Raw genomic sequence first — 11,576 nt, 5'->3', positions numbered from 1 at the left:
CCTTAAAACATTGAATGCGTTTACATTCTTAATTATAAGGGGGAATAAACAATTTTCTCAACATTTAAAAACTTTTAAATTTTTAATTATTATATAAATATAATAATTAACAGGACTAACAGCCCTGCAAATCCTGAAAGTTTAAAAGAAATCAAACCCAGTTTCATGCCTGCAGCAATCCACAGCAGGCAGTTCAATCCAGTGACTGCGTAAAGCAAAATTGGTTTACCCGGAAAAATTATTTCAACAGCCTCAACGGAAGAGATTAAGAAAAGCAAGGCTGCTGATAGCAATGGAACCTGCTGGAGAAAAGATTTTTTAACTAAGTAAAAAGCTGATAAAATGGAAACAATTCCAAAAAATGCTATAAAGGTCATTTGCAAAAAGAGCGACAATTCAGTAAAATAAAATAAAAAACCTGATAACGTAACGAACCCGAGCAATATGTATCCCAGAAGTGAAGGGGGTGCGGATTTATTCGGAGCATCAGCCTGATCTGCGCCTTCCATATACATGTTAAGCAAATAATTACAGTAGTGCTCAGGAAGCATTCTGTTTTGCTTCCAGTATCTTATTTCGTTTGTAATGATTTTTTTCCGTTGTTCGTCCATACCCTGCACGTCCTGTCTTTACCAAAATAAAAAAGGATAATTTACTTTTATTTTAAAAAGTAAATTATCCTTTGGCAATCCTATTCTAAAAAGTCCTTCAGCCGCTTGCTTCGGCTTGGGTGTCTCAGCTTGCGAAGTGCTTTCGCTTCAATCTGGCGGATACGTTCTCGCGTAACGCCAAACACCTTGCCCACTTCTTCAAGTGTGCGGGTACGTCCGTCATCCAGGCCGAAACGGAGTCTGAGGACGTTCTCCTCACGGTCGGTAAGTGTATCCAGGACATCCTCAAGCTGTTCTTTCAGGAGCTCATATGCTGCGTGTTCAGAAGGGGATGTAGCATCCTGGTCTTCAATGAAGTCTCCAAGGTGTGAGTCATCCTCTTCCCCAATAGGCGTTTCAAGGGAAACTGGCTCCTGGGCGATTTTAAGGATCTCACGCACTTTTTCTGGGGACAGGTCCATATCTTCACCAATTTCTTCTGGCGTTGGTTCGCGTCCCAAGTCCTGAAGCAGCTGCCTTTGCACACGGATCAATTTATTGATCGTCTCAACCATGTGAACCGGGATCCTGATTGTGCGCGCCTGGTCAGCGATGGCACGCGTAATGGCCTGACGAATCCACCATGTTGCATAGGTACTGAATTTGAATCCTTTTCGGTAATCAAATTTTTCAACGGCCTTGATCAAGCCCATATTGCCTTCCTGAATCAAGTCAAGGAATAGCATACCCCGGCCGACATAGCGTTTCGCGATGCTGACAACCAGTCGAAGGTTCGCTTCAGCCAGGCGTCTCTTCGCTTCTTCATCGCCTTGCTCAATTCTTTCCGCCAGTTGAATTTCTTCTTCTGCAGAAAGCAGATCGACACGGCCAATTTCCTTCAGATACATTCTTACAGGGTCATTGATTTTGACACCTGGAGGAACACTCAGGTCATTAAGGTCGAATTCTTCATCGTCCTTGGCAAGCTGTTTTAGGTCTGGATCCTCCACTTCATCGCTTTCTCCGACTAGTTCGATTCCCTGCTCACCCAGGAACTCATAATATTCATCCATCTGGTCGGAATCCAGGTCAAAGCTTGAAAGCCTTTCAGCAATATCATCATAAGCAAGGACGCCTGTTTTTTTGCCCAGTGCGGTTAACTGGTCTTTCACTTGTTCAACTGTCACTTCGTTTTCTGTGACTTCTTTAGAACGGGCTGACTTTTCAGCCATATGTCCCCCTCCTTCCAAAAATCAAAAACAATCAGCATAAGGATTTATAAGGTCTTGCGCAGATGGATTATTTCCGTAGCGATAGCCGCTGCGCGCAAGAAGTCGTTTTGTCGTTCTGCCTGTTTTTGTTCTGCCATTTTTTCCTTTATTTTTAACATTTTTTGATAATTCAACACTTGCTTGATATAATCAGATAATTCCTGATCACTGATCTCCTCATTTAGAGGCATCATCTCTATATCAGCAACAACCCTTTTTAGCTTATTATCCTGGAGATCATTTAAGAACGCACCAGGATCAGGGTCATGTCCTTTTTCATAGTATGCAAATAAATAAGTAATAATAGCCTGGTGTTCATCAATGTTCAATGTATTGCCTTCGAGCAATCCCTGAACCTTATAGGCAATGTCGGCATCCCTCATCATATGATAGATCAGCCGCCTTTCAGCAGTATGGTAAGCCGGTTTAAGCTCCGTCTTCCTGACATAGGGAGCGGGCCTGCTTTCGGGGCGGGGCTGATTCTGATTTTTGGGGCCTGCTGCCTGCTCAAATTGGTTGAGCTGGTGGATCAATGCTTCGAGAGATAATGAGAATTCATTTGCCAGCTGCCTTAAGTAAAGGTCCTTTTCGACTGCTTTATCAAGGAAGCTGATTTCTTTCAGTACTTCTTCGATATACTGGAGGCGATCTCCTTCATTTTGAAGGTTTTTCCCTCTCCGATAATATAATATTTTAAATGCCATCAATGTGGCGCTGGAGCCAACGATTTCGTTCCTGAATTTTTCCTCGCCGTGGACCTTTATGTATTCGTCCGGGTCCATGCCATCCGGCATCATCGCCACCCTGACAGCAAAACCTGCCTTGGAAAGCATGACCGAGGCCCGAAAAGCTGCCTCTATTCCGGCTTTATCCGAATCATAACAGATCGTAACGGCTTGAACATTTCTTTTCAAAAGCGAAATATGCTCTTCAGTAAGCGACGTTCCCATCGTTGCGACGCCATTTTCAACGCCTGCCCGGGTTGCTGAGATGACGTCAGCAAAACCTTCGAACAGCACTGCCTGCTGCTTTTTGCGGATTGTTCCGCGTGCAAGGTGAAAATTATATAACACCTTGCTCTTATTAAAGATTGGCGTTTCGGGACTATTTAAATATTTGGGTTCTTCGCCCCCCAGTGTTCTCCCGGAAAACGCAATCGTGTTTCCTTGATGGTCGAGAATCGGAAACATGATTCGATCCCTGAACCGGTCAAAATATGTTCCGTCTTTTTCTCTCTGGATGACCAGGCCAGCCTTTTCAATCAATTCCAGTGGGAATCCCCGTTTTTCCAGAAGCTTCACGGCGAAATCCCAAGAAGGAAGTGCGTAGCCAATCTGGAACCGGTCAATTGACTCAGTCGTGAACCCCCTGCCGAGAAGATACTCCAAAGCATCCTGTCCCTCTTTTGTATTTACCAATAAATGATGGTAGAATTTACGCAAGAGTTCATGGGCTTCGATCATTTGTCTCGAACCTTCAGGCATTTGCGGATTCCTGCCGGCAGAAGCGCCTTCAAGCTTCAATTCGATGTTCGCCCTATCGGCGAGCTTCACCGCTGCTTCCTGGAAGCTAAGGCCATCGATGTCCATCAGGAAGGAAAAAACATTCCCACCCGCTCCGCATCCAAAGCAATGATAAATTTGCTTGTCTGGGGAGACAGAAAAGGATGGAGAGTTTTCCCCGTGAAAAGGACATAGCCCGAAATAATTCCGGCCTTGTTTTTTCAGCTGGACATAATCACCAATGACATCGACTATTTCAACCGCCTGCCGGATTTCATTTACTTTTTCCTCGGCAATCCTCTCTGCCATATGCATGACCTCTGATTAGTTGTGATTCCTTGAACATGTCTTAAAATTCGACAAAAGCATGCTCAATTCCTTTATAAACTTAGCCCTGTCTTTCTCGGTAAAGGCTTTGGGGCCTTTTCCGTAGAATCCCTGCCTTCTTGCTTTGGCAGATAGATGTCTTAGTTCAAGAGCAGTTCCAATTCCTTTTTCTTCAAATAAAGTTCCCCTCGGAGAGATGGCGTAAACCCCTTTCGCCAGAAGGGTAGATGCAAGGCCAATGTCTTGCGTCACTGCAAAATCACCTTTCTTAACATGATTCATTAAATAAAGGTCCACAGCCTCCTTATGAGAATCGACAAAAACCCAGTTTTGCCCTTGAAGATCATTCTTCATATGGGCGTATGAAGCCACAAAAACAGCTTCGATGGAAAACTTCGAAGCAATTTCGACAATTTCCTTTATGACTGGGCATGAGTCTGCATCAACAAAAAGAGTCTGTTTGTTGATTTCACTAGTATTAATTCTACATCACTCCGCATATTCCTTCTAAAGGATTGTATTTTTTCAAGGGAATTTTGTCGAATTTTTTCGTGCTCGTCATCTTGACAACTGATAATAAATAGTTTATTCGTAATCCGCCCAGTCTAAACCTAAACAGATACATTTTTATCACAATTTTTTATTATAGTATAAGAAAGCCTATTTTTCCATTATTTTTTCTCGTTAACCTATTAATTTAATAAAGCTTTGCTGCAAACTTCTCCTCTGGATTAAATAGCCGGGCTTCATAAGAAAAGCACATACATAAAAATATGTGCTAAGCGTCCATTTATTTATTGCGGACCATATTCAGGATGACATTCGCCGTTTCTTCAACTGCCTTATTGGTGACGTCGATGACCGGACAGCCGATTTTTTCCACGATTCCATCGAAGAATTCAATTTCTTCCTTGATCCGCTCGATATTCGCATAAATCGCTTTGTCATTCAGGCCAAGGGATATCAGCCTTTCACGCCTGATCTGATTCAATTTGTCTGGCGTGATTCTCAGTCCAAAGCATTTTTCTTTTGGCACCAGGAAAAGTTCTTCAGGCGGATCCACTTCTGGAACGATCGGGACGTTCGCTACTTTGTAGCGCTTATGTGCGAGATATTGAGACAACGGTGTCTTGGAGGTCCTGGAGACACCGACCAATACGATATCAGCCTTGAGTATTCCCCTTGGATCACGGCCGTCATCATACTTAACCGCAAATTCAATCGCTTCAACCTTTTTAAAGTAATCTTCATCAAGCTTACGTACCAGGCCAGGTTCATATAGAGGCGTCTCGCCACTCAGCAACTGGATTTGCTGCATAAGCGGGCCAATTATATCGCAGGCATAGATTCCTTCTTTGGCTGCTGCTTCTTTCAGATAATCGCTGATCTCCGGTTTAACAAGGGTATAGGCTATCATACCGCCATCATGCTTTGCGAGAGAGATAACTTCGTCAATATGTACTTTATCTTCAACATAGGGAAATCTGTTAAGCGATACATCAACGTGTTCGAACTGGCTAATCGCAGCCTTGGTAACGAGTTCTGCTGTCTCCCCGACAGAGTCAGAAACCACATAAATAATTGGTGTTTTGCTCATTCCTTCCCAACCCCTTCTCTATTCGCTTCTATTCCTCTGCCAAGGCTACAAAAGCCTTTGTAATATTTGTCTTTGTCAATCTTCCTACTATTTCGTATCCGTCCGCTGTGTCTTTAATGATCGGCAGGGCATCAATCTGCTTTTCGATCAATTCCTTTGCAGCATCAATCAGCAGGTCGTCCCGGCGGCACACTGTGATGTTCGGCATCCTGGTCATGATGATATTCACAGGCAATGTGCTTAACTCCTGCTTGCCTATGCTTGCGCGCAATAAATCTTTACGTGACAGCACGCCTACCAGCTTTGAAGCCTTATCCACCACAAACAAAGTACCTACATCTTCAAGGAACATCGTAACAATAGCATCGTAAACAGATACATTCTCCGGCACTACCACCGGAATGGACTGATAGTCTCTGACAAGGATTTTCTTAAGATTTTCAGAAAGCAGCTGGTTTCCCGACTTCCCTGTGTAAAAATAGCCGACTCTTGGCCTGGCGTCCAAATAACCCGCCATTGTCAGGATTGCAAGATCAGGTCTTAGTGTGGCCCTTGTCAGGTTCAGCTTCTCAGCAATATGCTCCCCAGTGATTGGGCCATTATCCTTTACGATTTGCAGGATTAGCTCCTGCCGTTTATTCAGTTCGATTGTCCTCACCACCCATCGGGAGAAATGTTATAAAGCTATTATATACTACCGGAGGTAACAACAAGGATGATTTTATGGAATATTGCTGAATCCTTATCATGGAAGTGCCTCCCGCCCTGGGAAGGCACTCAAATTTTATTTTTTTAGAATCATTACTTTACGACAATATCATTGACCTTGGCAAGCTTCATGATGAGCACTGCGAGGGCAGCCATTTGGTTCAGTCGATTCTCCCGGACTTCAGGTTGTTCCGACATAACCATTGTATGCTCAAAATAACCGTTGATTTCTGGCTTCATCCCTGCCAGGAGCTGATAGTAAGAGACAGCATCCATACCGTTTTCTGACTTTCTGCCAAGTTCAAGATATTTTTCATATAGTTTCTGTTCATGTTCATTTTCGAACAGCTCAGGGTTAATATCACCCAGTACTTCTTTTTTGCTGGCAATATTCAATACTCGGCTCAATGCTTCCATACTTTCCTTAAACCCTTCATCTCCGCTTGCAGACTGAATGGCATCGCCTTTTTCAATCAATTCGGATACGCTGCCAATTTCTCCGCCCAGTACCGCATCAATAATATCGTAACGGATGCCTCGCTCCTGCAGAAGATACTTGACTCTCAGTTTAAAGAACTGCACAAGGTCATGATACACTTCTTCGTCAGGACGCTTTGCAATTCCTGCTTCAGAAATCAAATTCAGCGAAAGGCCAATCAGGTTTTCGACAGTGATGTTCCACTGTTTTCCAATCAGTGTCTGGACAATTCCTGTAGCCTGTCTTCTGAGCGCATACGGATCCTGGGAACCGCTCGGAATGATGCCAAGCGCAAAGAACGAAATGATCGTATCAAGCTTATCAGCAATCGCGACCAGTGCACCCGCAGCCGATCCAGGGACTGAATCCTCCGCGTTCCTAGGCATATAGTGTTCATTGATCGCAGCTGCAACCTCCTGGCTTTCGCCTTTCTGCAGAGCATATTTCTCACCCATGATTCCTTGCAGTTCCGGGAATTCGTATACCATCTGCGAAACCAGGTCAAATTTACTGATTTGTGCAGCCCTGTCAGCCGCCTTCACAGTTGCTGCATCAAACTCAAGTCTTGCTGCAATCAGGTTTACAAGCTTGCGTACCCTTTCGGATTTTTCAGCGATTGTTCCAATTTCTTCGTGATAGACAATGTTCTTAAGCTTGTCAAGGGCTGCATCAATTTGCAGCTTTTGATCCTCTTTATAGAAAAACGCAGCGTCTGCAAGTCTTGCTCTAAGTACTTTCTCATTACCTTTGGCGACCTTTTCGATATGCAGGTGGTCACCGTTCCTGACAGTAATGAAATGAGGCAGCAGCTCACCATCTTTGGATTTTACCGGAAAATAACGCTGGTGTTCCTTCATGGATGTGATCAGAACCTCACTCGGGATATCCAAAAATTCATCTTCAAACCGGCCGTAAAGGGCGGTTGGATACTCAACAAGATTATTGACTTCCTCGAGCAGCTCTTCGTCAACCGGGATGACCCATCCATTCTCTTCTTCAACTTTTTCCAGCTGGGACGTGATCGCTTCCTTCCGTTTTTTTGAATCAGCCACAACATATTGCCCCAACAGTACTTCTTCATAATCCTCGGGAATTGTCAGTTGGACAGCTTCCTCACCTAGGAAACGGTGCCCTCTTGTAATATTGCCAGTTTGAACACCGGCGATATCGAATGGAATGATGTCATTTCCGAACATGGCAACAAGCCATTTAATCGGACGAACATAACGCAACTCGAGGTCAGCCCAGCGCATGTTTTTCGGGAAAGTCATGCCTGTGATGATTCCCTTCAGCTCAACCAGCAAGTCCGCTGTTTCCTGGCCCTTGATAAATTTCCTTACATGAGCGTATTCAACGCCATTCAATTCTTTGAAATAAATATCATCAACAGTCATTCCCTGCCCGCGTGTGAAGCCGACAGCTGCTTTGGACCATTCACCATCAGCCCCAATGGCGATTTTCTTTGCAGGACCCTTCGCTTCTTCCTCACTGTCTTCCTGGCGCTCATCCACATTCATCACAAGGATCGCCAGCCGGCGTGGTGTTGAGTAAAGGTTGATTCCATCAAAACCGATATGATGGTCCTTCAGCCAGCTTTCGACTTTCGAAGCAATCTGGTTAATGGCATCTGTAATGAATCTTGCAGGCATCTCTTCCAAACCGATTTCAAGCAATAAATTGCGCTTAGTCATTTTCCAACTGCTCCTTCCGTTTCATAATTGGGAAGCCTAATTTTTCCCGTTCATCATAGAATGTCTTCGCCACTTTCTTGGCCAGGTTGCGGCACCGGGCAATGTAGCCCGTCCTTTCAGTCACCGATATGGCTCCTCGCGCATCAAGGATGTTGAAGACATGGGAACATTTCAGGACATAATCATATGCCGGGTGCACAAGGCCTGCATCCATCTGGCGGTGCGCTTCCTTTTCATATATATTGAAAAGATTGAACAGCATTTCCTGGTCAGACGTTTCAAACGTATATTTGGAGTGTTCGTATTCCGGCTGGCCAAAGATATCGCGAACGGTAAATCCATCTGTCCATTCCAGGTCGAATACATTTTCCTTGTCCTGAATATAGGAAGCCAGTCGCTCGATTCCATAAGTGATCTCAACGGAAACCGGTTTACAATCCAAACCGCCTACCTGCTGGAAATAAGTGAACTGTGTGATTTCCATTCCGTCCAGCCATACTTCCCAGCCAAGTCCTGCACAGCCTAATGATGGGTTTTCCCAGTTATCCTCTACGAAACGAATATCATGTTCTAGCGGGTCAATTCCCAATGCTTTCAATGATTCCAGATAGATTTCCTGAATATTGTCTGGGGATGGCTTCATGATCACCTGAAATTGATGATGCTGATAGAGTCTGTTTGGGTTTTCCCCGTAACGGCCGTCAGCTGGACGACGGGATGGTTCAACATAAGCGACATTCCATGGCTCCGGGCCAATCGCTCTCAGGAATGTGTAAGGACTCATTGTGCCCGCACCTTTTTCGACGTCATATGCCTGCATCAATATGCAGCCTTTTTCTGACCAGTGTTTTTGCAAAGTTAGTATCATGTTTTGGATATTCATCTGTACACCTCCGAAATTTTTGGATCAATTTTATATGTTAACCTAAATATAAAAAACTCCCGCCCCCTATGCATTTAATCATGCATAGGGACGAGAGTTACCCGCGGTTCCACCCTATTTGCTGCCAAAAGCAGCCACCTTGAAAGTGATGTCGCTCCAGAACGCCTTCCTTAATGTCTGTAATCCGGCTTGCACCATACCCGGACTCGCTAATACAGAGGAAATTAAGTACTCTTTTCCTTCACAGCAACATATGTAATTTTATTTGAATAATAGCGAAAAGAATCTCCAATGTCAATAGCTAGAGCCGGTCCCTGAATGAATCCATCTGATCAAGGAACTTCCGCGTTTTTAGGTAAAGACCCGAATACTCATCATAATAAGCTCTAATGACCTTATTCAGTTCTGCTTTTGTTTCAGGCTTGACGGATATATTCCCAAGTCGGTTCAAGTCCAGCAAATAGAATAATCGAAGCAATCTTACCGTTCCTGGTGAGGTCTTGATCCGATAGGGGTCTGTCTCAAAACATCTATGACACAGGAGACCGCCTTCCCTGATGGAAAAATTGAAATCCCCTTCCGTGCTTCCGCAATTTGTACACCGGTCCAAAACGGGGTAAAGGCCCTGTACATTGAGCATCTTCATTTCATAGATATGAGTGAGGATTTCCATGTCATAGCCTTCATTCAAATAATTCAGCGTCTGGAGCAGCAATTCGAATAAAAAGGGGTTGGACTTTCGGTCCTCGGTGACTTTGTCAGTTAAATCGACGATATAACTGGCATGTGCGGTCAAAAAAATGTCCTCGCGTATTGCCCTTAAAGATGACATCATTTCGCCTTGCTGAAGGCTTCCGAGCCCGGTACTTGCCTGAAATAAATAATGTCCATAAGTAAAAAGCTGGGTGACGGCGGAAAGCCTGCTATTAGGCTTCTTAGCTCCCCGCGCCATCACGCCGACTTTGCCAAATTCCCTCGTAAATAAAGTAACAATCTTGTTTGTTTCGCCATAATCTGTCGTCCTAATGACAATGCCTTCACATTTCTGCAGCATCTGCTGTCACCATCCATTTACTACAGACAAACCTATGAGATTGGAAAATCGATTCCTGCTAGTTCTTCCTCCTGATAACCGGGTATTTCATGATCGTCTTTCTCTAATTCCTTAAAGAGAAGATATGTGTCAATGTTACCTGTTTGCGAAAACACCTTCCAGGTAAAATCCAACATCGAAAACCCCACCTTTCGTTTTTTCACTAGCAACTTATATCCCAAATCCTTATGAATATCATAGCCTGTCAATCAGATTTTCATGTTACTCAAAAATTGTAAATCCACTTCATGAATAAAATCCAAAAGCCGTTAATATGTTAATGATGGAGCAATTGCCAAACAGGCTTAATACTCATCTTCACGGAAACCAAAATCACGCAGCTGGGACGCTTTGTTTCGCCAGTCCTTCTGCACCTTCACCCATAATTCAAGGAATACCTTCGAGCCAAGCAGATTCTCGATATCATGACGTGCCCTTTTGCCAATTTCCTTCAGCATACTTCCCTGCTTGCCAATGATGATGCCTTTTTGGGAATCCCTTTCGACGATGATCGTGGCCATGACATGGACCATATCCTTTTCCGACTGGCGATCCATCTTTTCGATGACAACCGCAAGAGAATGAGGAATCTCTTCACGCGTAAGATGAAGCGCTTTTTCCCGGATCAGTTCGGATACAATGAACCGTTCCGGATGGTCCGTTACCTGGTCTGCCGGATAAAATTGCGGTCCCTCGGGCATTTTCTCTTTGATTTGATCCAGAAGTCTCTCAATGTTATTGCCTTCTAACGCTGAAATAGGTACGATTTCAGCAAAATTGAACTTTTCCTTGTAGGATTCGATCAATTTCAAAAGCTGATCAGGATGGATCAGGTCAATTTTATTGATCACAAGAAAAACTGGTGTCTTGACATTCTGGAGCTTCTCAATGATGAATTCTTCCCCGCGGCCGTATCCTTCCTCGGCATTAACCATGAACAAGACAAGGTCGACTTCTTTTAAGGTATTTTGGGCAACCTTCATCATGAAATCGCCGAGCCGGTGCTTAGGCTTATGGATTCCTGGTGTATCAATGAAAATCAACTGTGAATCTTCTAGAGTAAGAACTCCCTGTACCTTATTTCGGGTCGTTTGCGGCTTATCGCTCATGATCGCGATTTTTTGCCCAATCACCCTGTTAAGAAAGGTCGACTTTCCTACATTCGGTCTTCCAATGATTGAAATAAAGCCTGATCTGTGTTGTTTACTGTCTTGATTATTGAAATTCATACTGTAATTCCCTTCTCCACTTAATTTTACCGTATTTTCAGCAAGATTTCACTGTTTGTAGCACAATTGAAATAAAAATTTTAAATTTTCTAAAAACAGACCACCACTGTTTGTACACTGTTATGATATTTTACTTAAGTTTTTTCCTGTTTTCAAATCGGTTGAAACATTAATGTTTGTATTCGCCAAAAAACTTCACTTTACGTA

At 43.7% G+C, this 11,576-nt stretch carries 11 protein-coding genes and 1 other annotated feature; all 11 genes read right to left on the bottom strand.

All coding sequences use genetic code 11. From position 1 onward, the window contains the following. Positions 1-89 precede the first annotated feature (89 nt). The 11 genes from EJA10_RS20970 to era all read right to left on the bottom strand — a co-directional run bounded on the left by EJA10_RS20970 (position 90) and on the right by era (position 11,369). Positions 90-551: a hypothetical protein gene (locus EJA10_RS20970; protein ID WP_125481993.1), complete on the bottom strand. Its 462-nt coding sequence runs from the start codon at positions 549-551 to the stop codon at positions 90-92. A 140-nt stretch (positions 552-691) separates the two neighbouring features. Beyond that, the gene (gene rpoD, locus EJA10_RS20965; protein ID WP_125481992.1) at positions 692-1,822 is read right to left on the bottom strand and encodes an RNA polymerase sigma factor RpoD; all 1,131 of its coding nucleotides are present in this window, start codon (positions 1,820-1,822) and stop codon (positions 692-694) included. A 44-nt stretch (positions 1,823-1,866) separates the two neighbouring features. Further along, a complete protein-coding gene (gene dnaG, locus EJA10_RS20960) occupies positions 1,867-3,672 on the bottom strand; it encodes a DNA primase (RefSeq protein WP_125481991.1) in 1,806 nt (601 codons plus the stop codon). A gap of 15 nt (positions 3,673-3,687) precedes the next feature. Next, positions 3,688-4,158 carry a YaiI/YqxD family protein gene (locus tag EJA10_RS20955; RefSeq protein ID WP_125481990.1) on the bottom strand — a complete coding sequence of 157 codons (471 nt, stop codon included), beginning with the start codon at positions 4,156-4,158 and terminating at the stop codon, positions 3,688-3,690. Between the two features lie 322 nt (positions 4,159-4,480). Further along, positions 4,481-5,287, bottom strand: coding sequence for a pyruvate, water dikinase regulatory protein (locus tag EJA10_RS20950; protein WP_125481989.1), 807 nt, complete (start codon positions 5,285-5,287; stop codon positions 4,481-4,483). A gap of 28 nt (positions 5,288-5,315) precedes the next feature. After that, the gene (gene ccpN / locus EJA10_RS20945) at positions 5,316-5,948 is read right to left on the bottom strand and encodes a transcriptional regulator CcpN (protein ID WP_125481988.1); all 633 of its coding nucleotides are present in this window, start codon (positions 5,946-5,948) and stop codon (positions 5,316-5,318) included. A gap of 140 nt (positions 5,949-6,088) precedes the next feature. Continuing rightward, positions 6,089-8,164: a glycine--tRNA ligase subunit beta gene (glyS, locus tag EJA10_RS20940; protein ID WP_125481987.1), complete on the bottom strand. Its 2,076-nt coding sequence runs from the start codon at positions 8,162-8,164 to the stop codon at positions 6,089-6,091. Beyond that, positions 8,157-9,047 carry a glycine--tRNA ligase subunit alpha gene (gene glyQ, locus EJA10_RS20935; RefSeq protein WP_125481986.1) on the bottom strand — a complete coding sequence of 297 codons (891 nt, stop codon included), beginning with the start codon at positions 9,045-9,047 and terminating at the stop codon, positions 8,157-8,159. The genes glyS and glyQ overlap by 8 nt, the downstream gene beginning before the upstream one ends. A gap of 83 nt (positions 9,048-9,130) precedes the next feature. Next, positions 9,131-9,301: a binding site (T-box leader), on the bottom strand. 47 nt (positions 9,302-9,348) lie between these two features. Then, entirely contained in the window at positions 9,349-10,101 is a 753-nt protein-coding gene (gene recO / locus EJA10_RS20930) for a DNA repair protein RecO (RefSeq protein ID WP_125481985.1), read from the bottom strand. Between the two features lie 32 nt (positions 10,102-10,133). Next, complete coding sequence (locus tag EJA10_RS20925) at positions 10,134-10,277, bottom strand: YqzL family protein (protein ID WP_125481984.1); 144 nt, start codon at positions 10,275-10,277, stop codon at positions 10,134-10,136. Positions 10,278-10,445: 168 nt separating this feature from the next. Continuing rightward, positions 10,446-11,369, bottom strand: coding sequence for a GTPase Era (gene era, locus EJA10_RS20920; RefSeq protein WP_125481983.1), 924 nt, complete (start codon positions 11,367-11,369; stop codon positions 10,446-10,448). Between the last annotated feature and the right edge of the window lie 207 nt (positions 11,370-11,576).

The organism is Mesobacillus subterraneus, assembly GCF_003937825.1.
GTDB lineage: Bacteria > Bacillota > Bacilli > Bacillales > Cytobacillaceae > Mesobacillus > Mesobacillus subterraneus.
Note: the sequence above shows the minus strand (reverse complement) of the source record. Positions and strands in the feature narration are given on the sequence as shown.

Coding starts and splice junctions, on each gene's coding strand:
- rpoD (WP_125481992.1), bottom strand. CDS start 1,822: ATGGCTGAAAAGTCAGCCCGTTCTAAAGAAGTCACAGAAAACGAAGTG.
- glyQ (WP_125481986.1), bottom strand. CDS start 9,047: ATGAATATCCAAAACATGATACTAACTTTGCAAAAACACTGGTCAGAA.
- era (WP_125481983.1), bottom strand. CDS start 11,369: ATGAATTTCAATAATCAAGACAGTAAACAACACAGATCAGGCTTTATT.
- glyS (WP_125481987.1), bottom strand. CDS start 8,164: ATGACTAAGCGCAATTTATTGCTTGAAATCGGTTTGGAAGAGATGCCT.
- EJA10_RS20925 (WP_125481984.1), bottom strand. CDS start 10,277: ATGTTGGATTTTACCTGGAAGGTGTTTTCGCAAACAGGTAACATTGAC.
- dnaG (WP_125481991.1), bottom strand. CDS start 3,672: ATGGCAGAGAGGATTGCCGAGGAAAAAGTAAATGAAATCCGGCAGGCG.
- EJA10_RS20950 (WP_125481989.1), bottom strand. CDS start 5,287: ATGAGCAAAACACCAATTATTTATGTGGTTTCTGACTCTGTCGGGGAG.
- EJA10_RS20970 (WP_125481993.1), bottom strand. CDS start 551: ATGCTTCCTGAGCACTACTGTAATTATTTGCTTAACATGTATATGGAA.
- recO (WP_125481985.1), bottom strand. CDS start 10,101: ATGCTGCAGAAATGTGAAGGCATTGTCATTAGGACGACAGATTATGGC.